The 23593-nt window shown below is 40.4% G+C and carries 22 protein-coding genes, 1 pseudogene and 1 riboswitch; of the genes and pseudogenes, 7 read left to right on the forward strand and 16 right to left on the reverse strand.

The window, feature by feature from the left end; all coding sequences use genetic code 11:
• Positions 1 to 9 precede the first annotated feature (9 nt).
• From lonB to ACFSCZ_RS02405, 4 genes are all read right to left on the reverse strand, one after another.
• On the reverse strand, positions 10 to 1677 hold the full coding sequence (gene lonB, locus ACFSCZ_RS02390) for an ATP-dependent protease LonB (RefSeq protein ID WP_380772134.1): 1668 nt from the start codon (positions 1675 to 1677) through the stop codon (positions 10 to 12).
• 331 nt (positions 1678 to 2008) lie between these two features.
• On the reverse strand, positions 2009 to 3259 hold the full coding sequence (clpX, locus tag ACFSCZ_RS02395) for an ATP-dependent protease ATP-binding subunit ClpX (protein WP_380772135.1): 1251 nt from the start codon (positions 3257 to 3259) through the stop codon (positions 2009 to 2011).
• Positions 3260 to 3517: 258 nt separating this feature from the next.
• Positions 3518 to 4804, reverse strand: coding sequence for a trigger factor (gene tig / locus ACFSCZ_RS02400; protein WP_380772136.1), 1287 nt, complete (start codon positions 4802 to 4804; stop codon positions 3518 to 3520).
• A gap of 124 nt (positions 4805 to 4928) precedes the next feature.
• Positions 4929 to 5918: a tetratricopeptide repeat protein gene (locus ACFSCZ_RS02405; protein WP_380772137.1), complete on the reverse strand. Its 990-nt coding sequence runs from the start codon at positions 5916 to 5918 to the stop codon at positions 4929 to 4931.
• Between the two features lie 262 nt (positions 5919 to 6180).
• Between ACFSCZ_RS02405 and ACFSCZ_RS02410 the strand changes: the two genes are divergently transcribed.
• The 3 genes from ACFSCZ_RS02410 (at position 6181) to ACFSCZ_RS02420 (ending at position 9578) form a co-directional block, all read left to right on the forward strand.
• A complete protein-coding gene (locus ACFSCZ_RS02410) occupies positions 6181 to 7368 on the forward strand; it encodes a CaiB/BaiF CoA transferase family protein (RefSeq protein ID WP_380772179.1) in 1188 nt (395 codons plus the stop codon).
• A 15-nt stretch (positions 7369 to 7383) separates the two neighbouring features.
• A complete protein-coding gene (locus tag ACFSCZ_RS02415) occupies positions 7384 to 8574 on the forward strand; it encodes an acyl-CoA dehydrogenase family protein (protein WP_380772138.1) in 1191 nt (396 codons plus the stop codon).
• A 134-nt stretch (positions 8575 to 8708) separates the two neighbouring features.
• Positions 8709 to 9578 (forward strand): thermonuclease family protein, encoded by an 870-nt coding sequence (locus ACFSCZ_RS02420; protein WP_380772139.1) that lies wholly within the window; start codon positions 8709 to 8711, stop codon positions 9576 to 9578.
• Positions 9579 to 9992: 414 nt separating this feature from the next.
• Here ACFSCZ_RS02420 and ACFSCZ_RS02425 read toward each other — a convergent pair whose 3' ends face one another.
• Both ACFSCZ_RS02425 and codA read right to left on the reverse strand, forming a co-directional pair.
• Positions 9993 to 10925 carry a 1,4-dihydroxy-2-naphthoate polyprenyltransferase gene (locus tag ACFSCZ_RS02425; RefSeq protein WP_380772140.1) on the reverse strand — a complete coding sequence of 311 codons (933 nt, stop codon included), beginning with the start codon at positions 10923 to 10925 and terminating at the stop codon, positions 9993 to 9995.
• A 269-nt stretch (positions 10926 to 11194) separates the two neighbouring features.
• Positions 11195 to 12454, reverse strand: a complete 1260-nt coding sequence (codA, locus tag ACFSCZ_RS02430; protein WP_380772141.1) for a cytosine deaminase — start codon at positions 12452 to 12454, stop codon at positions 11195 to 11197.
• A gap of 393 nt (positions 12455 to 12847) precedes the next feature.
• On the opposite strand from codA, the gene ACFSCZ_RS02435 reads away from it, so the two are divergent.
• On the forward strand, positions 12848 to 13612 hold the full coding sequence (locus tag ACFSCZ_RS02435; RefSeq protein WP_380772142.1) for a TerC family protein: 765 nt from the start codon (positions 12848 to 12850) through the stop codon (positions 13610 to 13612).
• A gap of 366 nt (positions 13613 to 13978) precedes the next feature.
• Here the strand turns inward: ACFSCZ_RS02435 and ACFSCZ_RS02440 are convergent, their stop codons facing one another.
• The 6 genes from ACFSCZ_RS02440 to ACFSCZ_RS02465 form a co-directional block, all read right to left on the reverse strand.
• On the reverse strand, positions 13979 to 14131 hold the full coding sequence (locus ACFSCZ_RS02440) for a hypothetical protein (protein WP_380772143.1): 153 nt from the start codon (positions 14129 to 14131) through the stop codon (positions 13979 to 13981).
• Between the two features lie 134 nt (positions 14132 to 14265).
• Positions 14266 to 14889 (reverse strand): FMN-binding negative transcriptional regulator, encoded by a 624-nt coding sequence (locus ACFSCZ_RS02445; RefSeq protein WP_380772144.1) that lies wholly within the window; start codon positions 14887 to 14889, stop codon positions 14266 to 14268.
• A 172-nt stretch (positions 14890 to 15061) separates the two neighbouring features.
• Complete coding sequence (locus ACFSCZ_RS02450) at positions 15062 to 15376, reverse strand: DMT family transporter (RefSeq protein ID WP_380772145.1); 315 nt, start codon at positions 15374 to 15376, stop codon at positions 15062 to 15064.
• On the reverse strand, positions 15376 to 15717 hold the full coding sequence (locus ACFSCZ_RS02455; RefSeq protein ID WP_380772146.1) for a DMT family transporter: 342 nt from the start codon (positions 15715 to 15717) through the stop codon (positions 15376 to 15378). The genes ACFSCZ_RS02450 and ACFSCZ_RS02455 overlap by 1 nt, the downstream gene beginning before the upstream one ends.
• Before the next feature lie 63 nt (positions 15718 to 15780).
• A riboswitch (guanidine-I (ykkC/yxkD leader) is annotated at positions 15781 to 15879 on the reverse strand.
• A gap of 94 nt (positions 15880 to 15973) precedes the next feature.
• Positions 15974 to 16510 carry a spermidine/spermine N(1)-acetyltransferase gene (gene paiA, locus ACFSCZ_RS02460; RefSeq protein ID WP_380772147.1) on the reverse strand — a complete coding sequence of 179 codons (537 nt, stop codon included), beginning with the start codon at positions 16508 to 16510 and terminating at the stop codon, positions 15974 to 15976.
• Positions 16511 to 16534: 24 nt separating this feature from the next.
• Complete coding sequence (locus ACFSCZ_RS02465; protein WP_380772148.1) at positions 16535 to 16987, reverse strand: MarR family winged helix-turn-helix transcriptional regulator; 453 nt, start codon at positions 16985 to 16987, stop codon at positions 16535 to 16537.
• Positions 16988 to 17167: 180 nt separating this feature from the next.
• Between ACFSCZ_RS02465 and ACFSCZ_RS02470 the strand changes: the two genes are divergently transcribed.
• The gene (locus ACFSCZ_RS02470) at positions 17168 to 17812 is read left to right on the forward strand and encodes a YczE/YyaS/YitT family protein (RefSeq protein WP_380772180.1); all 645 of its coding nucleotides are present in this window, start codon (positions 17168 to 17170) and stop codon (positions 17810 to 17812) included.
• Positions 17813 to 18771: 959 nt separating this feature from the next.
• Here ACFSCZ_RS02470 and ACFSCZ_RS02475 read toward each other — a convergent pair.
• The 3 genes and pseudogenes from ACFSCZ_RS02475 to ACFSCZ_RS02485 all read right to left on the reverse strand — a co-directional run bounded on the left by ACFSCZ_RS02475 (position 18772) and on the right by ACFSCZ_RS02485 (position 21002).
• Complete coding sequence (locus ACFSCZ_RS02475) at positions 18772 to 19920, reverse strand: FAD-dependent monooxygenase (RefSeq protein WP_380772149.1); 1149 nt, start codon at positions 19918 to 19920, stop codon at positions 18772 to 18774.
• A gap of 302 nt (positions 19921 to 20222) precedes the next feature.
• Positions 20223 to 20372 carry an alpha/beta fold hydrolase gene (locus ACFSCZ_RS02480; RefSeq protein ID WP_380772150.1) on the reverse strand — a complete coding sequence of 50 codons (150 nt, stop codon included), beginning with the start codon at positions 20370 to 20372 and terminating at the stop codon, positions 20223 to 20225.
• Positions 20373 to 20415: 43 nt separating this feature from the next.
• Positions 20416 to 21002 (reverse strand): annotated as a pseudogene (locus ACFSCZ_RS02485) (alpha/beta fold hydrolase).
• Between the two features lie 473 nt (positions 21003 to 21475).
• Here ACFSCZ_RS02485 and ACFSCZ_RS02490 point away from each other — a divergent pair.
• Together ACFSCZ_RS02490 and ACFSCZ_RS02495 are read left to right on the forward strand one after the other, a co-directional pair.
• A complete protein-coding gene (locus tag ACFSCZ_RS02490) occupies positions 21476 to 21817 on the forward strand; it encodes a DnaJ domain-containing protein (RefSeq protein WP_380772151.1) in 342 nt (113 codons plus the stop codon).
• Positions 21818 to 22151: 334 nt separating this feature from the next.
• Entirely contained in the window at positions 22152 to 22313 is a 162-nt protein-coding gene (locus ACFSCZ_RS02495) for a hypothetical protein (RefSeq protein ID WP_380772152.1), read from the forward strand.
• Between the two features lie 393 nt (positions 22314 to 22706).
• Here the strand turns inward: ACFSCZ_RS02495 and ACFSCZ_RS02500 are convergent, their stop codons facing one another.
• A complete protein-coding gene (locus ACFSCZ_RS02500) occupies positions 22707 to 23498 on the reverse strand; it encodes a carbon-nitrogen hydrolase family protein (RefSeq protein WP_380772153.1) in 792 nt (263 codons plus the stop codon).
• Positions 23499 to 23593: the final 95 nt, after the last annotated feature.

Raw genomic sequence — 23593 nt, forward strand, 5'->3', positions numbered from 1 at the left:
TCTGATACTCTATACACTCTTTTTACTCTTTCCCTCAAACAATTCTGTAAAAACGAAATCATGGTCCGTGTTGCTGATCAGAGATTTTTTCAAAACTTCTTCAATTCTATTTACAGGGATAATTTGAATGCCTTCTATATTTTTGAGGGTGGACTGCATGTTTTCTAAGGGAATGAATACTTCTTCCACTCCTGCCAATTTAGCCGCTTTCACTTTGGCTGCTACACCTCCAATCGGCTTGATATCCCCCTGAATTCCAATTTCGCCTGTCATGGCAGTTGTATGTTTTACCGGTATTTTATAAATAGCAGAATAAATTCCCACAGCCATTGCAATCCCTGCAGAAGGACCATCAATAGGTATACCGCCCGGGAAATTTACGTGAATGTCGTATTGATGCGCCGGAACTCCCATCGATCGGAGCACAGTAATGACATTTTCCAGTGAGCCCCTGGCCAGGCTTTTTCTTCTGATGGATTTTCCTTGGCCATTAATACTCTCCTCGTCAACAATCCCTGTAATGGTAATCGTGCCTTTTTCTTGAGCCGGTATGACCGTTATTTCAATTTCCAAGAGAGCCCCGCTGTTGGGCCCTGTAACGGCCAGGCCATTGACGATACCAATGGAAGGATGGGAACCGATCTTTTTTTCATATTTCGGTGCCAGCTGGCTTGCTTCAATGATCCATTCAATATCAGAGTCCAAAATATCTGATCTTTTTTCAGTGATGGCCAAGCCTGCTGCAATCTGAACCATATTGACTGCTTCTCTACCGCTTGCAGCGTAGGAGGCCAATATGGACAAGCCGGATTCATTTATGGATAAATTCACCTTGTCGGCCGCGTTACGTGCCACCTGTTTGATTTCGTTTCGATCAAGTTCCCGAAAGAAAACTTCCATGCAGCGGGACCTTATAGCAGGCGGGATTTCACTTGGAGTCCTTGTTGTGGCGCCAACGAGCCGGAAGTCTGCAGGCAGGCCTTTTTGAAAAATATCATGGATATGCATCGGGATTTGGTTGTTCTCTTCACTGTAATAGGCACTTTCCAAAAAGACCTTGCGATCCTCCAATACTTTGAGCAGTTTGTTCATTTGAATCGGATGCAGTTCACCAATTTCATCTATAAATAAAACGCCGCCGTGCGCATTCGAAACAGCTCCTTGCTTGGGCTGGGGAATGCCAGCCTGCCCCATCGCACCGGCACCTTGATAAATAGGGTCATGGACTGAACCGATCAAAGGGTCCGCTATCCCGCGTTCATCGAATCGGGCTGTTGTAGCGTCCAACTCCACGAACACGGCAGACGGGCGAAAAGGAGAGTTTTTATGCTTCTTGGCTTCTTCCAGTACAAGCCGGGCTGCTGCTGTTTTCCCGACACCGGGGGGACCGTAAATAATAACATGTTGGGGATTCGGACCGCATAAGGCTGCCTTCAAAGCTTTTATGCCGTCCTCCTGTCCGACAATATCTTCAAAGCTTGACGGACGCACTCTCTCGGACAGGGGTTCAGTCAAGTGGATGCTGCGCATCTTCCTCAATTGCTCCATTTCTTTTTTTGATTCTTTATCAATGGTTACCCTGTTACTCCTCTGATTCTTCAACAAGTTGAAAAAATATAGGCCAATCACGGTTCCAAAAAACAATTGAATGAATAAAACGACGACAGTCCAATTCATCATATTACCTCCTGATCACACATTCAAGCATATGGGTAGTATCTCCGTAGGTGACCAGGAATAAACGAAAAAGAAAACCAATCCTGTGCAAGATTGGCAAATTGAAATGAAGCCGCCGGGCATTGTGGCCGTATGGGAAACTCACAAATATTCATCCAGGATATCATGCTCCATTTATGTAGTTCTTGTGTCCTGAAGCTATGCTTTCCCGTACGCAGGCATCACTAAGACATTTTCTTCGTTGTTAAGACAATACACATACTCGCTGACGAGAACATACGGCCAAAATGACGAAAAGATCCAGAAGGGACGGGCCTCCTGGATCTTCTTATTACGCTGTACCCTTTAAAACCGTGCCGTCTTCAAGAATAAGCTTTGGCGGCATTTCATCAACGACAGATTCTTTTGTAATGATACATTTCTTAATGTCTTCCCGGGACGGCAGATCATACATGATATCAAGCATAATACTCTCGATAATGGACCGCAGACCGCGCGCACCCGTCTTCCGTTCGATAGCCTTTTTGGCAATCTCACGCAGACCTTCTTCTTCGAACTCAAGCTCAACATTATCCAACTCAAGCATTTTCTGATATTGCTTGACAAGGGCATTTTTCGGTTTGGTTAAAATCTCGACCAACGCTTCTTCATCGAGCTGCTCAAGGCTTGAAATGACCGGCAAGCGTCCGATAAACTCCGGGATCAGGCCAAACTGCAGAAGATCTTCCGGAAGTACCTTTGATAATAGATTTTTTTCTTCCTCTTCTCCCTTGTTCTCTGAGCCAAATCCAATGACTTTCTGCCCCAAGCGGCGTTTAATAATTTGCTCGATCCCGTCAAAGGCACCGCCGCAAATAAAGAGAATGTTCGTTGTATCAACTTGAATGAATTCCTGATGCGGGTGCTTTCTTCCTCCTTGTGGAGGAACACTGGCAGTTGTTCCTTCCAGGATTTTCAGAAGCGCCTGCTGAACCCCTTCCCCTGAAACATCCCGGGTAATCGATGGATTTTCAGATTTACGGGCCACTTTATCAATCTCATCAATATAGATGATGCCCCGCTCTGCTTTTTCCACGTCATAATCAGCAGCCTGGATCAGTTTTAACAGGATGTTCTCAACGTCCTCACCCACATACCCCGCTTCGGTCAATGAGGTAGCATCCGCAATCGCAAATGGTACATTCAATATCCGTGCAAGCGTTTGGGCAAGAAGCGTTTTACCGCTTCCCGTCGGCCCGATGAGACAAATATTACTTTTGGACAGTTCCACATCATCAATCTTACTATTGGAATTAATCCGCTTATAATGATTATAAACCGCCACAGCAAGGGCTCTTTTTGCCTGTTCCTGGCCGATGACATAGTCATTGAGTATTTCTCGGATCTCCCGAGGTTTTGGAATATCCTTGAATTCAAACTCCTCTTCAGTACCCAGCTCTTCTTCCACAATTTCTGTGCAGAGTTCAATACACTCGTCACATATATATACACCTGGCCCAGCGACCAGTTTACGAACTTGTTCTTGAGTCTTACCGCAAAAAGAACATTTTAACTGTCCTTTTTCTTCATTAAATTTAAACAATGAACTCTCACCCCTTTTATTAACTAGACCTTAGCCTTATCGTAAGTTACAGGTGTTTATGTATTTGCATTGTAGCATATTTCTTAAGAAAAAATACAATTTTTGGCTCAGTACAGGTAATTGAACGATTGCATAAGTGTTAGTGATGAGGGTTATGTATGAAAACCTGTACATCTACTTATGGTAAAACAAGGCACGATTTCACCCGCGCCTTGTTTTATAACTATGTTGAGTATTCCAACTTATGTTAATTTTTATTTATGCTCCGGCTCTGTTTTCAACCAAAAAGTCGACGGCTTTTTGAATCTTAAGATCTGCCTGTATTTGATCAGTATTGCCACCAAATGCTTTTTTAATATCTTCCACATTCATATTGTACATATCAGCCATTTTTTGAAGCTCATTATTCACATCTTCTTCAGAAGGCTCAAGATTTTCAGCATTTGCGATGGCTTCGAGCGTTAAATTCATACGAACGCGTTTTTCTGCATCTTCCTTCATCTGAGTCTTAAGAGCTTCTTCATCCTGGCCGGAGAACTGATAGTAAAGATCCAAGTTCATTCCTTGCATTTGCAAGCGCTGTTCGAACTCTCTCATCATGTTGTTCAATTCGTTTTCCACCATAACTTCCGGCAGATCAATTTCTGCATTTTCTGCAGCCTTTTCAACTAAGGAATCACGGAGCTTATGCTCTGCCTCATGCTCTTTATCCTTTGTCATGCGCTCTTTAATAGAAGCTTTTAACTCATCAAGAGTTTCAGCTTCCTCATCGACATCTTTTGCAAACTCATCGTCAAGCTCAGGAAGTTCTTTTGTTTTAATTTCATGGACTTTCACTTTAAATACAGCTGGTTTTCCAGCCAGTTCTTCGGCATGGTATTCCTCAGGGAAAGTAACGGAGACCTCTTTTTCAGCTCCTGCTTCCACACCCACAAGCTGTTCCTCAAACCCGGGAATAAAGCTTCCGGAACCCAATTCCAGCGAATAGTTTTCACCTTTTCCGCCTTCAAACGCCTCTTCGTCAACGAAACCTTCAAAGTCAATAACCACTGTATCTCCTTCTTCAGCTTCTCCCTCTTCTTTGACGACGAGCTCAGCCTGGCGTTCCTGGAGTGACTTCAATTCCTTTTCAACCTCTTCGTCAGTGACTTCTGTGTCCATTTCTTCGCCTTCAAGTCCTTTATATTCACCCAGTTTCACTTCGGGTTTGACCGTCACTGTCGCTTTGAAGATCAGCTCTTTTCCCTTTTCCATTTGCTCAATATCAATTTCTGGCTGATCTACTGGTTCAATACCTGTTTCTTCTACGGCAGACGTATAGGCTTCAGGAAGAATAGCATCCAATGCATCCTGGTAAAGTGATTCTACACCAAAACGCTTTTCGAAAAGTGAACGAGGGACTCTTCCTTTACGGAAACCCGGGATGTTTACTTGTTTTACCACTTTTTTAAAGGCTGTATCAAGACCTTTATTAACAGTCTCACTGTCTACTTCTACAGTAAGGACTCCTTTATTTCCTTCTAATTTTTCCCACTTTGCTGACATATTCATTACCTCCAACTACATTTCTCGGCTTTCTCTTATGTATAGCTTATTTAATAATGTGACAAAGGATGGCATAACCATTACATTATAACATAGCATTCCGACTATTAAAAGTGTATAGAAGCTAAACAGTTGAAGGTGAATGTTGCTCTAAATTGAAAATAAAGGAAATCGCATAATCTAAATCTTGCAGATTCACTTCAAAAGTTTGGGCAGTTTTCTCAATACTCCATTTCTCTCCGTACATTTCATGGCCAAATCCCCTGTATCCTGCTGCCCAAAGCATCGGGTCTGCAGGCGTAAATTCATACGGATACATAAGAAACTGGTGGCGGAGTATCATTTCCTTCAGCTGTTCAAGCAGTACGGGATTTTCATGTTCAAGCATCTGATTGAGTTTCACTATCACCTCCTGATAAAAAGGCATTTCATGAACATCAGGAAGTTTAGCCGGAATAAACTCACCCTCAAAATCAAACTTCCTTATTTGCACTGATGTTTCAATTTGATGTTCCATTAATACATTCAGTGCAGCTGTCTGCAGAAATGGATGTACCTTGTCATCTCTCAGTAAGCGAATTAAAGCGTCTTTATAAGGCTGGATGTTTTTACTTGCCAGTGAACTGATTTGCAGCAATTGTTCCCTGAAGTCTCCTTCACTGAACAAAAGATCTGGCTTTGTTTCAGAAGTTGTCCTGGGAGTGCCTTTCCGTTCCATTGCTCTTTTGCTGAACTCCAGTAACGTACGGTAATGTTCTTCCTTTTCAGGGGGAACGTGCTGTTCTTCAAACAAAGCTTCCAGCGTATGCACTACTTCGGTATGGAGATTTAACTGCATAAGAACCATCACATATAGATCAATAATCTCATGGTAATTCCCTGCTCCCTTATGAAGCATCTCTTCCGTTGCTTTTTTTGCCTTTTCATAGTTGCCACTTTCATAATAAGCAACTGCAAGCGCCATTTCCACTTCCTCATATTCGGGATCAATTTCCTTCGCTTGCTCAAACAGCTGAACGGCTTCGTCAAATTTGCGTTCGTGCAAATACTCCAATCCGAACCGAAACAGGCGATTTTTCAATCCCGGAAATAAAATAATATTATCTTTACCCACATTTAACACATCCCGCTGAAAATCTGGCCGGTATATTTTAATGGTAAATAGTTTAGCATGCTGACACCTGAAAGACAAACACTTCATCAAATCGAACAGTTATATGAAGGAATATTTCAAATTTTTATAGAATATATATAAATGATGAATGGGACAATCTAGCACAATCTTTTCGCTTGATTCGTATATACCCCCTTGCCCGTTAATTAATCATCCAGGTTTGAACATGTTTGTAATAAACAAGAGAAAGGTGTGATACGAACTGGATGGTGCACTGAAAGGCGTCAGGATTTTGGACCTGTCCAGGATATTGGCAGGCCCCTTTTGCACAATGATATTAGGTGATCTGGGGGCAGATGTGATCAAGGTCGAAAGCCCCGGCGGAGGGGATGACACAAGAAAGTGGGGGCCGCCATTTCAAAAAGGAGTCAGTGCCTATTACTTATGTGCTAACCGCAATAAAAAAAGCATTACGGTTAATTTAAAATCTCCAGAAGGAAAAAACATTATTAAAAAGCTTGTCAAAAACAGTGATGTAGTGATCCATAACTTTAAAACCGGGACAATGGAAAACCTTGGATTATCCTATGAATCTTTGACAGCCATTCATCCAGGCATTATCTACTGTTCTATTACCGGATTTGGAGAAACCGGCCCCTTTAAAGACCTCCCGGGGTACGATTTTATTATCCAGGCCATGAGCGGATTAATGAGTATTACAGGGGATCCGGCTTCCGGCCCGCAAAAAACAGGAGTGGCGATCACAGATGTCCTGACCGGACTTTATGCCTGCATAGGAATCCAAGCTGCTTTACTGGAGCGTAAGCAGTCCGGCATCGGTCAAAAGATCGACATAGCCCTGTATGACAGTGCGGTCAGCGCCCTGATCAATGTAGCCAGTAATTATCTAATGTCCGGGAAAATTCCTCAACCCTCAGGGAACAGTCATCCGAATATTGTTCCTTACCAAACTTTTGACACCAAAGACACCGAGATCGTTATCGCCGTTGGAAACGACAGGCAGTTTGCTGTATTATGCAAGCTATTAGAAATGGACGAACTGGCCAAAGACCCGAAGTTTTCAACCAATCCAAAGAGGGTGGAAAATAGAAATGCGCTCATACCCATTTTGCAAAAACGTCTGATGGAAGCCGGTTCCGAGGAGTGGATCGATCTTTTTCGAAAAAATAATATACCGTGCGGCCCCATTCAAACAATCAATCAACTGGAACATGATCCGCAGCTGCAATCGAGAAAGATCATTCAAACCGTTGACCACCCCACTGCCGGTAAAGTCAAAATCATCGGGAGCCCATTAAAGCTTTCGAGAACCCCGCCCAAAGTCAGATATTACCCGCCTGATGCCGGTGAACATACAAACGATATTTTAATGGAGCTTGGATATGACGAAAATATGATCGGATTTTTAAAGAAAAACCACATTACTTAACAAGGGGTGTTGTCGGTGAATTTCGATTTTAGCGATGAACAGGTGATGTTAAGAAAAACAGTACGAACCTTTGTCGATAAAGAGATTATGCCCTATATCTCCGAATGGGATGAGAGGGGTGAGTTTCATCCCGAGATTATCAGCCACTTGGCAAAGCTGGGACTGATGGGCGTATGCATTCCTGAAAAGTACGGTGGGAGCGGAATGGATTACAACTCTCTTGCCATCGTCTGCGAGGAGCTGGAAAGAGGAGATACGGCATTCCGGACAGCTGTATCCGTACATACAGGACTAAACAGCATGACCTTGCTTCAATGGGGGACTGAAGAACAAAAACAAAAATATCTCGTACCGCAGGCAAAAGGAGAAAAAATCGGCGCTTTTGGCTTAACGGAGCCCAATGCAGGTTCTGATGTAGCGGCGCTTCAATCTACAGCAGTCAAAGATGGAGATTACTATATTTTAAACGGCCAAAAAACGTGGATCTCCCTCTGTGACGTTGCAGATCATTTTCTTGTATTTGCCTATACAGATAAAAGCAAAAAACATCATGGAATTTCTGCGTTCATTGTCGAACGGACAATGAAGGGCTTTTCATCCAAGGCCATCAAAGGAAAACTGGGAATCCGTGCCGGGAATACCGGGGAGATCTTCTTTGAAAATATAAAAGTACCAAAAGAAAATTTACTTGGTGAAGAAGGTGAAGGCTTTAAAATTGCCATGTCCGCATTGGACAGCGGCCGTTTCACTGTCGCAGCAGGCGCCTGCGGACAAATTATGGCTTGCCTGGAAGCCAGTGTTCAATACTGTCACGAACGGGAGACGTTCGGCAAGAAAATTGGTGAACACCAGCTGGTCAAACAGATGATTGCTAATATGGAAGCAGGTCTGCAAATGAGCAGGCTCCTCGTATACCGCGCAGGTGAACTAAAAAACAAAGGTGTAAGAAATACAAGAGAAACATCTCTGGCCAAATGGCAAGCATGTGACTTTGCAAATAAAGCCGCTGATGATGCCGTTCAAATTCATGGGGCATACGGGTATTCAAACGAATATCCTGTGGAACGGTATTTAAGAAATTCCAAAGCTCCGGTTATATATGAAGGAACTCGGGAGATCCACACAATCATGCAGGCTGACTATGTGCTCGGATATCGTAAAGATAAACCGCTTAACAAGATGCTCCCATCCTGGACGCCTAAATGATTTCTTTGAGGGAATAGCGCATGCTGTTCCCTGTTTTATTTTCATTTGTCCTTTTTCCTTATAAGTGTTGATATTATTGTAATGGCTGTTAAAATAATCATTGTTGTTCAGTTACATAAAGATGGAGGAAACAAATGTCAGCCATTATTGTCGAACGATTTCGCATGATTTTCAAGGCAATATTTTCCGGCAAGAGGTTTCAAATAACAATTCCTGTTCTGGTGGTCAGCCTTTTTACATTAAGCGGGTGTACAGACATCGCCCCTTCAGTAGATCAGGATGAAGGTTCAGAAACCGAAAAACTGCCGGCAGAAAATCAGTCTGCCACTGGCGAAAAGTCCGTTGAAAAGAATACAAAAGATACAACAGGGACAACAGATTTGGTCCCTGTCACATTAGTCAAAGTGATCGACGGAGACACAATTAAAGTTTTATATCAGGGGCAAGAAGAAAATGTACGCTATCTGCTGATTGACACGCCTGAAACAAATCATCCCCGATTAGGAAAACAGCCATTTGGAGAAGAGGCTAAAGAACGAAACAAGCAGCTTTTATCAAGCGGTGAAGTAGCTTTGGAATTTGATATCGGAGAGCGTGTAGATAAATACGGACGCTTGCTGGCATATGTATACGTGGATGGCAAGAGTGTACAGGAGACCTTATTGGAAGAGGGATTAGCACGGGTCGCATATGTTTATCCGCCAAATACCAGACACTTGACCCCATTCGAAGAGGCACAAAACAAGGCAAAGGCCAAAGAAGCGGGAATATGGTCAATTGAAAACTATGCCACGGATTCCGGATTTAAAGATTCTTCAAATCATTCGCCAGACACTTCTGGTGTGGATTCCTCAAGCCATAACAAAGCCGGAAACAGCAGTAAGACAGTTTTTCAAAATTGCACAGAGCTGAGGAAGGTCTACCCTGATGGAGTACCAAAAGGCCATTCGGCCTATCAGGATAAAATGGATCGAGATAAGGATGGGTATGCATGCGAGAGATGAGGAATAGCTTACTTTGCCTATTCTTCTTTCCGCTATTCCAGCAACCTTAAAGACCAAAAAAGCCACCCGGCACGTGGTGACTTTCACATTTTCGAATATATATAAACTTGCTCTATTTTAAATCAATTGCCGCGGTCAGGTTCTATTACCTAAACGACGTATGCCCTGCCTCTCATACATCCTTTCGGCTCCGAAGCCGATCCAGTGTGATTAAGTTTTTCATTACATGTAGAACGCCATACTCCTAATTTTTTGGGTTATTCAAGTTCTTTCGAAATGTGCAAGAATAAATTATACCACATAAATTTAATAAAAGAAAGTCTGAAGAAATCATATGACTTTTTGGAGACTCAATGACTCTATAAAACAAGGTGAACGTAGCTGAATCGTTCACCTTATTTCCTATTTATTCAATTATACCAAGTAGCTTATGAATAAACCGACAGACATCAGAAAGCCAAAAATAGTATTCGTTTGACCTGTTGCCTTCATGGCTTTTCCCATGTTCATCGGGTTTTCACTGTGTATAAACCCTCTGATGGCCTGAATGGGTTTTGGGATACTAAGGAATATTAAAAATAGCCAAGGGCTCGTTACCCCTGCAATGACTAAACCAGTCACCCATAAATAAGCCACAAGAAATAAGAATGCCAAAAAATATACTGCTTTTTTCCGGCCCATCAGGATGGCCAATGTCTTGCGGCCGCCCTTCGTATCTTCCTCAATATCGCGGATATTATTTGACAGGTTAATTGCCCCGACAAGAATGGCTACCGGTATGGATATCAGAATACTTTGTGCGGTAATTGTGTTTGTCTGAATAAAAAATGAAATCAAGATGAAAAACGAGCCCATGCACACTCCGGCAAAAAGTTCGCCAAAAGGGGTATAGGCGATGGGATACGGCCCCCCAGTATATAGATAGCCGATTGCCATTCCTGCAAGTCCAATGACAGCCAGCCACCAGCTGCTATTGGTGCAAATATAGATACCCAGCATAAGTGCCAATCCATATAAAGCTAGTGCTAATTGCAAAACCGTTCTCGGTTTCATTCCGTGACGGACAATGGCTCCCCCAATACCTACCGAATCTTCTGTATCCAGCCCACGTTTAAAATCATAATATTCATTAAACAGGTTTGTTGCAATTTGAATAAGGAGACATGCCAATAGCATGGCCAAAAATAGCCATATTTGAATATCCACGTAAAACATCGCCAAAACCGTTCCAATAAAAACCGGTACAAATGACGCCGTTAACGTATGAGGGCGTGTTAATTGCCACAACACTTTTCCCATATTTTTCTCCTCAGGGTTCAGAGATACTTGTATTTGTTTACTGCTCATCCCTCTTATCCTTTCCAATCGGCAAAATGTAAGCTGCATTCATTATATACTGATGCAGGGCGATTTTCATCATGATTTTTGATTTTGTTCTTTCATCAATGCCGTACGACAAACCAAACAGGCATCCGAATGAATGTTTCAGGCGCCCGTAATCTATAACTTTTCACATAAATGGCTTTACAGCCAATAGCGGATCCTCTTCGCATTACTTGGGATGCCAGCCATTTTACTGTAAAAATCATCTGCTCTCCGTAAAAATCTGAGACGCTTTACTCGAAAGCCCGGACATTCATGGTTGTTTCTGAAGGTTTCGTTTTAACCATCACTTCTCCGTTACGAATGGAGTATAGAACTTGTGCCTGTGTCCGTATTGCCTCATACTCAGAATCCGCATCTATCACAATAAGATTTGCCTGATTTCCTTCCTTTACACCGTATCCATCTTCAATACCTAAAGCTTTGGCTCCATTGATGGTTATCAGGTTCAGCGCTTTTACAATGTGTTTATGATCTGTCATATGGCAGGCATGCAGCCCGGCATCAACGACTGGCATTAAATTTCCATCGCCAAGCGGATACCAAGGATCCATAATAGAATCAAGGCCAAAGCATACATTAACACCCTCACTTAATAACTCTTTCACCCTTGTCAGTCCTCGGCGAATCGGATAATTGTCAAATCTGCCCTGCAAATGTAAATTGGCTTTTGGCAGAGCGACGAAATGAATGTTCGCCTTTTTCAAGGTTTGGAACAGCTTGTAAGTGTATGCGTTACTATATGATCCCATCGCGGTTGTATGACTTGCAGTCACACGGTCACCCATCCCCAGTTTCAGTGTTTCCCCTGCAAGGACTTCCACATATCTTGATTGATCATCATCAATCTCATCGCAATGGATATCGACAAGTTTATCATATTTTCCGGCAAGTTCCAGCGCCTTCACAACTGAACGGACCCCATCTTCGCGCGTTAATTCATAATGTGGGATGCCGCCAATAACATCGGCTCCCATTTCAATTGCTTGAATGAGTAATTCTTCTCCATCCGGTCTTGTATAAAGCCCCTCTTGAGGAAAGGCCACAAGCTGAAGATCCACCCATGGTTTCATTTCCTCTTTGACTTCCAGCAATGCTTCTAACCCTTTTAATGACGGGTCACTCACATCCACATGAGTTCGAATATATTGAATACCGTGTTTCAACTGCATTTTTATCGCTTTTAATGCACGTTTTTTCAAATCATCTTTTGTTTCGTGAATCATTTGTTTCCGTTCTGACCAAATTTCAATGCCCTCGAAGACAGAACCTGTTTTGCTCCATCGAGGTGTTCCCGCTGTCAGGACATAATCCAGATGGATATGCGGTTCCACATAAGGAGGCAGTATGATTTTCCCTTCCAGATCAATGACTTTTTTTCCATCTGTTTCTATTTCCTTTTCAGCCGGGGTAATAGATCGTATGTACCCGTCTTCCATATGAATATTCCATTTGCCTTCTTGGCCATAAAGCTTTGCATTGTTTAAAATCATTCAAAACCAACTCCCTTGCGGATTCTTTGGCTGCTGACCAATGACTTACATCCATTTTAACATATACCAACATCCAGTCTGATTCTAAAGAAACGCACTGCCGGAAACAGTACACGCAACTGACACTTCCATATTAAGCTCAAATATTCCATTCTTGGTTTGTTAATGTCAGCAAATGATACTTCCTGAAAATTCCTACTTAATGAGGAGAGGTTTGATTTGGAGGAAACTAAGGAATATTACTATTAAATGACTTATCCCATAAAGTTTTCGAATAAAATAAAAAGAAGAAAGAATCATCTTACACTTTCAGCCAAATAATTGGTTTTCTTCGTGCTTAATGGGAAATTCTATTCTTTAAGATAATTTATTTATTGCAAAAGGAGTTAAGGGATGGAGACACTTTGGCTTGAATACGCGTGGACATTATTAATACTCATTGGATTGGAAGGGTTGTTATCTGCTGATAATGCCCTAGTACTAGCAGTAATAGCAAAACATTTACCAGAAGATCAGAAAAGAAAGGCAATCAATTATGGAATTATGATGGCCTTTGCTTTCCGTTTCATTGCTCTTTTTGCCATTTCATTTATCGCAAACATCTGGCAGATTCAGGCAATCGGAGCGGCATATCTTTTATACCTGGGTTTAAAACATATTATTCAAGCCAGGTTAGGAAAAGCAAATAAGAAAATTCATAAGGACGATGAGAAAGCCGCGGCCGGTAAAGGATTCTGGCCTACAGTAGGAAAGATTGCACTGGCAGACCTTGCTTTTGCAATTGATTCCATTCTGGCTGCAGTTGCTCTGGCCCTTGGTCTTCCGGATTCACCACTTGGTAATATCGGCGGAATGGATGGTGGACAATTTATTGTCGTTGTCATTGGAGGAATCGCAGGATTGATACTGATTAAGTTTGCAGCGACTTGGTTTGTGAAACTTCTTGCAAAACGGCCGGCATTGGAAACCACGGCTTATGCCATTGTTGCTTGGGTTGGTGTTAAACTTGCTGTGATTACCCTTGCCCATGAAGATATTGGTGTCATAGATCATGATTTTCCACATAGTACCGTTTGGACTCTCATCTTTTATGGGGTATTGGTAGGCATCGCCCTCATCGGCTGGTTTGCACCGAGAAAATCAGTTACCGGCGGATAGATCCAATAATTTGAAAATGAATCAATTTTGTGGAGCTATATGAACCCCGCATATAACCTCCCCCGTTCTTCTCAGGACGGGGGAGGTTCCAATTCCATGGTCCTCTGTACCAGAATAACTCTTTTTACGGTCTACCTCATTTGCCGTTTTCGTCTGATGACGAATGCATGATCTGCCTTTTCAAAACGATCTTAGGATCATATCCAGTGGCATCAATTGATGAGATCAACAATCATGCAACCTCTTCACCCAGTTTCTCTTGAATACAGCGAATAAGATTTTTTCCAAATTCACGCAGTTGGTAACCGCCAGCCACAGTAAGGTCTGACAATTAACAACAATAGGAGTAATCGGTTATGGCTCTCGCTACCCCACCAGTTGTCCGTTGTTTCCGGCCGTTACAATCAAATCTGCATGGTCTATCATTCTTTTTACGTTTATATCCTCTACTGGCCAGTTTAATCCCTGATTTCTTAAGGACCGCCGCCACTCCATTGTTTGAACAATTCCATAATTCATCCTCATACCCCCGTTCCTCTCGTCCTTGGAAGGATTTTTAGAAGAGATATTCAATCTGTAATCTCTGCCCTTCTTGATTTATGATAAAAATTATTTTTCCGGCGTGATACATCCTCTCTTTGATTGCCGGGCGGTTAACTATTTTTACGTTTGCTTAAGTTTTCTCTCATAAGTGCTGCTACTTGTAAGTTATCTTGGTCAGAAGTATTTTCCAAGTGCTTAATAATTAATTTTTGGCGTTCCTCAGGGTGGTTTTGACTTAATTTAGCTTTCGCTTCTATTTTTTCAATGTTTATTTTAAACGCCGCAATCCCTTTATTCATTCGATCTAAAAATTCAGAGTCTACTTTACTTAAATGATAGGGGCTATTCCGGCTTTCATATTTGTTCACCATATCATTTAACGAATCAAAGATGACTTCCTGATCCTCAATCAATTCCATTGTGCCATATATGTGGACAGCTACATAATTCCATGTAGGGACGGCTTTCATCGTCTCGTACCATGAAGGTGAAATATAACTGTGCGGCCCTTGAAAAACTACGAGAACCTGCTGATTTTTGATATCCTTCCATTGTTTGTTGGGACGGGAAAAATGTCCGTATAGCGCATGTTCACTTTTATTTAGTGTGAGTGGAAGATGAGTGGCATAAGGTGCCTGGTTATGCTGAGAAAATAAGATAGCAAAGCTGTGTTTTTCAATAAAATCATAAATGGCTTCTTCCTCATCCATTTTAAAATGTTTAGGTACGTACATAGCAGATCTTCTCCTTTGTCAAACTCGACTGTTGGCAGTTCATCATCGATATACATATTGTATAATGCAATCTGACATGCGAAAAGGTACAATTACCAAAAGATCATATAAACCATCTGAAGCTAACACCAGCTGCGTCCTTTCTGACGCAGACCAAGTACACTGATGATCATTACGAGATGAACTTTAACCCTATCGCTGCACCCAAAATCATTGCTATAAAAACAATCCTTTTCCAGTCTTTCGACTCACCATATACGATCATTCCCAATAAGGCCCCGCCTGATGCACCAATACCAGTCCAAATAGCGTAAGCTGTTCCCATAGATATTGTTTTCATGGCATATGCGAGCAAAAGGAAACTGGCTCCAAATCCCAGAATCAAGCATAAGAGTGACTGCCAATTACGATCCCGATGCAATGTATGAATCATGGCTACACCAAACATTTCAAATAATCCGGCTAAAACCAAAGATGCCCATGCCATTAAGAATCCACTCCTTTATGAACGTTGTCATGAGTCACTGATTTCAATCCGATGACCCCCGTCAATAAAACCAAAATTAAGATGATTTTAGCTGCCTTTAATGGTTCACCAAAAAATACAATATCCGATAAAACAGTCCCTGCAGTACCGAGTCCGACAAAAACGGCATATACCGTACCAACCGGAAGTTTTCTGCCAGCGTTAATCATCAAGTAAAAACTGACGATGATAGCAATCACTGTTCCCGTCCACGTCCAAAAGTCATCTGCATGTTTTAAACCAATGACCCACAATACTTCAAACAGAGCGGCAATCAACACTTTCACCCAGTTTATATTCATTTACGAACACCTCCCTTTTTATTAAGGTTTAAACGAAAAAAGCCCAGGAGATCTTGTTAAAGAATCTCCTGGGCTTTTATCCGTCCGTGGCACAGCACATGCTGTGAGTTTTCCCTTGGACCAGACCAGCAACATGGCTGCGGAACCCTAGAAAACTTTTTTATTCAGTTACCGATATTATTTCACATGTTTATACATTATGCAAGATGAAGGCAGCTCGTTTTCCTCGTTTAAGGTGGAAAACAAAAAAAATTTCTTAACTCCATGTTTGATCTTCTTCAAGTGTTTTGACCATGATAAAATCCGTTTGTTGTTCATCCCCCATATAAAAAGAGTGAGTCCCAGTCTGGACAAACCCCATTTCCTTATAAAAGGCAATGGCCCTTTCATTTTTCTCCCATACACCGAGCCATATTTTCTTTTTCCCGTATTCTTTTGCTAATTTCATTGCATGTTTTAACAGCCGTTTACCAAGCCCCAGCCTCTGAAAAGAGCTTTTTATATAAATTCTCTCAATTTCAAGAAACTCGTCTCCCATATGTTCAGATTGTGCATCATTCATATTCACCTTTACATATCCGGCAACTTCATCATGGTAATATACAAAATAGAATTCCGAAGAAAGGTTGGATAACTCCTTTCCCATTTGTTGTATGTTAAAGGCTCTTTCCAAATAGGTGTTCAGATGTTCTGGTGAATTTTGTTTCTCAAAGGTCTCCTGAAATGTTTCAAAACTGATTTTTTGGAGTTTCAGTACTTCACTGCATGTACACTTTTTTATACATATGGTCATTTGAAGGTACGCTCCTTTTGACAATCAATAATTTCTCTTGTTCCCCTTTTTTACAAATTCCCAATCCTTTTCAATATTTTTCCTTACTCTTTGAAGAAGATGGAGGATGGTTTCTGCTTCTGTGTCAGTAAATCCGGCTAGTGCAACTCGATTTGAATGATCATGTTCCCTTTTTATAAATGGATAAATCTTACGCCCTTTCTCTGTAGGAAAAAGTTTTTTGATTTTTTTGTTATGCGGATCATCTTTCTTTTCAATAAAACCATTTTTCTCAAGCTTTTTAATGGCACGAGAGACGGTAGTCCGGTCAACTTTAATCATATCAGCCAACTTTTCCTGAATGATCCCAGGGTTTTCACATATTCGGACAAAATACAAATATTGTCCTTTCGTCAAGTCATATTCTCTAAATTCGATATTGCTTATCGAATCCAAAGCCCTTGCTATCATGCCGATTTCACGAAGAATTTCTGTCATGATTTGACTCCTTACATACGTATTTTTGTTGCAAATGCAACAAAAGTGGTATATATTTAATGTATACTAATTATATTGTAATTGCAACATAAAAGTATTCCGACTTTTGCAAATAGAAATCCCTTATTTTAATAAAAAAAGGAAGTACTTAAAAAAATGACAAACTCCAACTCCGGCAAAATAAAATACGCTTTTTATGTCTTAGGAATTTTAATCTTAACCCTCGGCATTTCTTTTACTATACTTTCCGACCTGGGAACCTCACCCTTTGATGCACTGTTGGTAGGATTGTCCAAAAATGTGGGGCTAACAGTGGGAAGCTGGGAAATTATTATTGCTTTTCTGTTGATTTGCTGCAATTCATTATTAAAAAAACAAAGACCTGAAATGTTGGGGTTGTTAACAGCATTTATCGCGGGTGCAGGCATTGATACGTGGCTTTTTTTGTTGGACGATTGGGTTACACCGGAGCAGTGGTACAGCAAAGCGGTTTGTTTTGGAATCGGCTTAGGGGTCGTAGGACTTGGAACAGCCATCTATTTACATACAAATTTCGCTCCAATTCCGGTTGACCGATTAACCTTAATCATTCAAGAATTAATGCGTACGAGCATATTGTATTCAAGAACCTTCATATACTTTGTATTCTTAATAATGGCACTCATATTCAATGGTCCTATTGGAGTCGGAACTTTATTAACTGTTGCTTTAGGAGGACTCCTACTTAATTTCTTTATGCCTATCACTGAAAAACTATTAACTCCAATATTGGCACCCGCGAATCTATCAGCCAATTATGAAAAGGATCATGAGGCGGGGATGTAACCAGCCTTTGATTGGAACATTGAAGATGATTATTACAAATATAAAAACAACCTCACCCTAAAAAGGACAAGGTTGCGGTAGCAGCTTGCATGGACAAGCTGCTAAAATATATCTATTCCATAGTCAGGAACAAAGGTACATGAAGATTTCGTTTAAAAGAGACTTCACTTAGTATCATGGCCCTTTAAAAAAGATTTGGCAGCTTATTTTCTACTTATAGATGTTTTACTTTTGAAGCTTACCGGCTGATCATTGGTCCAGCTTGACCTCAATACCCATTTATTGGTATTTTTTATAAGTTTGGCAGACAAAAAAGTAGACCCTGCTTGAAGTTGTTTAGTGGTGATCTTTTTCTACACAGCAGGGCCTGCCACAAATGAATGCCTACCAAATTAACCAAAGGCAAAATATTTCATCATTAAATAAAAGTTATGGTTTTATCGCAAAGTTTTTAACGCTCCACTCCAGGCTATCGTGGGCAGCTGACGCCCATTTTTTTCCGTAATATCCGTTATACTCCATTCTTTTTTGTACAGATCTTGAATCATCCAGAATACCTCTTCCCTTGTTTCATCGTTCTTTTATCTCTCCTCCCGTAATAGTTTATAAATCTATTACAGTCGGAAAACGTCGAAACTCTAAAGTTAGTTTTATTCCGGCTATTTTTTAATTTTATATTCGGCTGTAACGTTTTCAAACCTGTCTCACTAATCCAACACCGGCAGCCATTATAATCATCGTCAGATTAGTCATCAGTGAAGCCATCATCACCGTCATTGTCCAGATAAATTGCCGGTGTTCATAAGAATAAATACAACAATCCTGCCCTTTTAATATCCACATATGCTAAAATCTACCACTCTGATTACGTATAGTAGTTTTAAGGTTGTAATAGCACTGAGAGTTTTACTTTCATACTGCTTGCATTCAATCCTTGGTGAATGGCCGGGACATAAACGTCAAAAATCCGTTTGGAAGACTGATTCTAATTGTTTTTCTTGGATTTTAGATGGCAGCATTCGCATGATGGAATTACGAATGTTTATGAGGAGGGGATGATCTAACTGTACTGCTTTTCCTATTCGCCATGACACATTGACTATCTTTTTCGTCTTTGATATTCGTACATTCTTAAATTCAACAAAAGCATCTTCCAGGTTTCTTTTATTCTTTAAAACTTGGCTGAGTATAATTGCATCTTCAATCGCTTGACCAGCTCCTTGTCCCATGTTGGGGGTAGTTGCATGAGCTGCATCCCCTATAAGCAGTATTTTATTGAAACTAAAGCGCTCTATAGGTTTTAAATCAATGATGTCGTTCCATATAAGGTCTTCGTCCCTTGACCATTTGATGATTTCTGATACAGGGGAATGATAATCACGAAATAGATGATACAAATCATCCGTTGTAAAAGCGGACATCGCTTTGCTTTGATAAGGGGCATTGACACAGGCAAACCAATATATTTGGTGATTTGTTAAAGGAACAATACCGAATCGCCCTTTTGCACCCCATGTTTCAGTAAATTCTCCTGATAAGAACTTTTCTTTAGGTACTTCTACAACAGCACGCCAGCATGTATAACCTGAATAACGTGGCTTTATGTGGGGAAAGCAGATTTTCCGTATAGTGGAATGGATGCCGTCTGCTGCTATCAGCGCATCCCCTATCATGTTACTCCCATCTTCCAGATACGCTGTAACTCCCTTTTCATTTTGATCGACATGGACGATTTTTCTTCCAAATTCCAGCGTACCAGGTTTAAGGTGTTGAGCGAGTACTTTTTGGAGATCTGCCCGATGGACAGTAAAATAAGCGACACCGTATTTCTCGTTAAGCCGTTCAATATCCATTTTACTGATCAGATTCCCTTTGTGATCAAGGAATTTTGTGCTTTTGATAAGATTGCATTTCATTTCTAAGTCATGAGTGATCCCCAAACGGGAAAGACCTTTCCAAGCGTTAGCACCCAGGCCGAGCCCTGCCCCAACCTCTTTTAATTCATTGACACGTTCAAGAACTTTAACATGATAGCCTTCTTTCTGTAATGCAATGGCTGTTGTTAATCCAGCTATCCCTCCTCCAGCTATAAGGAAGTCATGTTTCATTTTGAGTATCCTCCCTTTTACTTACAAATTTTCAATAAGTTAGCCACTAATCTTAAAACCACGTATTTTGTTCAGTATAGCTTGAAGTTACTTTACCATATCCTTCCTTTTGCTAGTGACACTGCCCCTTAAATGTGCATAAACGTACGTAGGTTGTATTAGGATAAACTGGTTCCTTCAATGTTTGAACAAGTCAAACACAACAAACACCCTATGAAAAATAGCAACGTTATCTTTTATAATCCCTCACTTTTTCTGAACAATGAGGTTCAGACCTATTGAGAAGCTTTGTATTCTTGGAGTCAAGCTTCTATTTCTGTTAAGAGGTTAATAATTTCATGATTGACCTGAACGGGCTTATCAAGGTTTGCAGCATGATGGGCATTTTTTATATAAACGAATTTAGACTGAGGAATACGTTGAGCCATCTCCCGTTGCTGTCTTTCTGTCATAGTATCATGGTCTCCTTGAAGTATTAAGGTGGGGCAATGTACTTTATGCAAATCTTCCCCGCTTTCCATCTTGGGTAACTGAATGCCATATGCGTACCCAGCGGTTTAATGGTATGGAGCTAACTGCTTCATGGATATATTGTTTGTTTTTGCTATTAAACTTAGAGAGCGTTCTTGCCTGAATGGCTGCCATTACTCCCATTGGTATTAAACAACTTGACCATAGATTGATAGGAACAAATACTCTCTCAAAACAATTGTATGAATTGGTAAAAGGTGTACCGATCAATATAAGTGATTTGACGAAGTCCGGGTACCTTATGGCAGTTTGCAGAGAGATATGCCCTCCCATGGATAAACCGCAAAGGTGCCTTGTTTTACATTTAAATGTGTTAAAATTGCAACCAAATCCTTGCTGAAATCCTCAGAGTCCACTTTCCCTTTAGGTAATGAAGATTGACCATGTCCACGTACATCCCAGGTAATGGTTGTATATCGTTTAGATAATTCATCAATCTGTGGTTCCCATTGTCGATGATCCCATGAAGCACCGTGTGTAAATACAATAACATCACCAGAACCTTTTACTTCATAATACAATTCAACATGATTTACTTTAAGTTTAGGCATTTCTTCACCTGCATTTCACTGGAATGAATTTAGGCGTCATAGGGTTTCGATATTAATATTTTCCAGAAGCCTTAGTCCTTTACCTGCTTGACCAGGAAGATTTATCCAATGACCCGGCTTGTCTATTTCAATGTTTTGCTGCCCGATTTCCACTATAGGGGCCTTTAGATCACTGCATTCATCCACAACTTAAAACAATGCATAAACTTGAGGTACCAGAATCCTCAGTTGATCTCCGTGCAGCCAGTTAACTTGGTAACTGTAATCAATTCGTAATCCAATTAACATGTCTATGTTCTTTTTACCTAAATCATTCGTGATATGATTATTTATGGTGCCGGAAACCAGGGAGGTCATTTGATGCAGAAACACGTAAATGTAGATCCTTCGGCAGTTACACATTCGGTTACCGCTGATGAAAGTACCGTTTCATATGGTGAATTTGATAAGCAGGTTATTTTGGAGCTTAATAAATGCTGAACCAACGAAAAAACACCGGTTGTCTAAAGGATCCGCAGGAATGGAAAAAGCTTATCCAGGAAAATGAGAAATTAAAAGAAGAAGTGGAAGTTCTAAGATTTGCTATACGGATTGAACGGGCAAAAATACGTTCCCTAAAGAAGATGTTAAAAGCAGAATATCGACTCTCGAAAATTTACAATTCGAATCTCTTGCTGGGTTTAGATATGGATGCTGATCAAACATTAATAAAGAAGGAATATAAAAAATTACTTAAAGCCCTTCACCCCGATCGAGGGGGTGATGAACGACTCTATAAAGTATTCAATGAACATTACAAAAAATTTAAGGGTTAGTCACCCTTATCGTAACCTGCAGTTCTAGTCATGTTTTTATAGCAGTTTAATTATACATAATTGGGCAGGTCCTCTACGTCAATACCAGACATACAGATCATCTTGATTTGAATAACTTTTGATTGCTTGAATAATTTACTTTACTTGCTATGGGAGTGTTTTAGGTGGAAACGGTATCAGTGAATTTGCCGGAATTCAAGAAGAAGTTATCAACGATAGAGCAATTGGCAATTAAAAATTTCTTGTTTAAATGGTAGGTGAACCGTCAGCAGGTTCAGATAAATTTCTGCCGGTTAAATACAATGAAGACGACTTTGCGAAAATGGAGGTAAAAATGGTGCCAGGTTCAATCAAGGGTGAAGAATACCTCAGATACGCAACAATCACAGAAGCTAATCAAATTGTACTAGAAATTTTAGATTCAAATGAAGGGTTAAAACATAAAATTGTTTTTCTGGATGAGCTTCTTATAAACGCTGGGACAAAAAAATTTTAATTACAGTAAAATCCGAACTTTAAATTTCATTTTTTTCTAGGAAAAATTAATTTAGTTCGGATTTTCTTGTTTCATGCTATGATCTTTTATAAATCATTTTTCCTTAAGGTTTTTTAGTTATGTCCCAACTTCTCTATTTTTTCTGCCTATTTAAAGACTTTTAAAGTTAAATTTTTATTCGTGGTTCGTGATGATTTCATCCAACCATGAATAAAAACAATCCTTAAGGAAATCAATATGATCTGCAAAAATTCCACCCCGTACCCCCGAATCATAAAAAGCGAAGTGCCAAGTAAGTACTAGAGCAGAACTGCTAAATTCACTCCTGCCCAATCTCATCGGAATGAGTAACCAAGGAAAATGAATTAAAATGGTAAAATAACCTTAATAATTTCAATAGAGCTCGGGTTTTCGATCTGCAACGCTTGGCAATTTCTTACGCACTCTTTCAATTCGTTCTTTATCAATCTCTGTTACAATTAAAGACTCTTCTTCTCCTGCACTTGCTAAAATAACGCCCATAGGATCAATGATCATGCTTCTACCGGAATAAATATTTCCAACTTGATCAGCCGCAATAACAAATACTGTATTTTCGATTGCCCGGGTACGCAGAATAGTTTGAAAGTGATCCTCTTTCATATCCCCTGCCACCCACGCTGCAGGGACAAAGATAAAATCACTACCGTTTATGGCTAATTTTCTACATATTTCCGGAAAGCGAATTTCATAACAAACCATTAAACTGACAGTGCCAAATTCAGTTTCTATAACTTCATTACTCTCTATTCCTGGAGTAATGGTATCTGATTCCATGTAATTAAAGGCATCGTACAAATGCGTTTTGCGATAAGCTTGCAACAACTTCCCCGAACGGTCCAAAAAGATCGTGGTATTATATGCTCGATGATTATCATTTAATGCCTTTTCGTAAATTCCACAAATAACATAAATTTGATGTCTTTTGGCTGTTTCGGACAATCCCGTGACAAACGTACCATCCAAAGGTTCTGCAACATCTGCTGGTCTTATATCTGAAGAAGGAGGAACAAAAGCCATATATATTTCAGGAAATAATATGAAATCTGCCCCTAAACCTTTTGCCTGCTTAATATATTGCTTTGCTTTTTCTAAGTTTTCCTGTTTATCCGTACTAGAATTTAGTTGAGCTACAGCAACTTTCATTTCAAAACCTCCCCCGTTAGCAACCTTTATTAAACTAATATAAAAAATACCCTCTTTTTTGAATAAGAAGGTATAAAAAATAAAGCCAAGTAGCT

Source organism: Siminovitchia sediminis (assembly GCF_042680885.1).
GTDB classification, from domain to species: domain Bacteria; phylum Bacillota; class Bacilli; order Bacillales; family Bacillaceae_C; genus Siminovitchia; species Siminovitchia sediminis.

Bases quoted from the DNA above. Each gene is read 5' to 3' on its own strand.
- ACFSCZ_RS02425 (WP_380772140.1), bottom strand. From the start codon at position 10,925: ATGAGCAGTAAACAAATACAAGTATCTCTGAACCCTGAGGAGAAAAAT.
- ACFSCZ_RS02500 (WP_380772153.1), bottom strand. From the start codon at position 23,498: ATGAAAGTTGCTGTAGCTCAACTAAATTCTAGTACGGATAAACAGGAA.
- codA (WP_380772141.1), bottom strand. From the start codon at position 12,454: ATGATTTTAAACAATGCAAAGCTTTATGGCCAAGAAGGCAAATGGAAT.
- ACFSCZ_RS02450 (WP_380772145.1), bottom strand. From the start codon at position 15,376: ATGGCATGGGCATCTTTGGTTTTAGCCGGATTATTTGAAATGTTTGGT.
- tig (WP_380772136.1), bottom strand. From the start codon at position 4,804: ATGTCAGCAAAGTGGGAAAAATTAGAAGGAAATAAAGGAGTCCTTACT.
- ACFSCZ_RS02495 (WP_380772152.1), top strand. From the start codon at position 22,152: ATGGTGCCAGGTTCAATCAAGGGTGAAGAATACCTCAGATACGCAACA.
- paiA (WP_380772147.1), bottom strand. From the start codon at position 16,510: ATGACCATATGTATAAAAAAGTGTACATGCAGTGAAGTACTGAAACTC.
- ACFSCZ_RS02420 (WP_380772139.1), top strand. From the start codon at position 8,709: ATGTCAGCCATTATTGTCGAACGATTTCGCATGATTTTCAAGGCAATA.
- ACFSCZ_RS02480 (WP_380772150.1), bottom strand. From the start codon at position 20,372: ATGACAGAAAGACAGCAACGGGAGATGGCTCAACGTATTCCTCAGTCT.
- ACFSCZ_RS02455 (WP_380772146.1), bottom strand. From the start codon at position 15,717: ATGAATATAAACTGGGTGAAAGTGTTGATTGCCGCTCTGTTTGAAGTA.
- ACFSCZ_RS02445 (WP_380772144.1), bottom strand. From the start codon at position 14,889: ATGTACGTACCTAAACATTTTAAAATGGATGAGGAAGAAGCCATTTAT.
- ACFSCZ_RS02475 (WP_380772149.1), bottom strand. From the start codon at position 19,920: ATGAAACATGACTTCCTTATAGCTGGAGGAGGGATAGCTGGATTAACA.
- ACFSCZ_RS02490 (WP_380772151.1), top strand. From the start codon at position 21,476: ATGCTGAACCAACGAAAAAACACCGGTTGTCTAAAGGATCCGCAGGAA.
- ACFSCZ_RS02465 (WP_380772148.1), bottom strand. From the start codon at position 16,987: ATGACAGAAATTCTTCGTGAAATCGGCATGATAGCAAGGGCTTTGGAT.
- ACFSCZ_RS02440 (WP_380772143.1), bottom strand. From the start codon at position 14,131: ATGAATTATGGAATTGTTCAAACAATGGAGTGGCGGCGGTCCTTAAGA.
- ACFSCZ_RS02435 (WP_380772142.1), top strand. From the start codon at position 12,848: ATGGAGACACTTTGGCTTGAATACGCGTGGACATTATTAATACTCATT.
- lonB (WP_380772134.1), bottom strand. From the start codon at position 1,677: ATGAATTGGACTGTCGTCGTTTTATTCATTCAATTGTTTTTTGGAACC.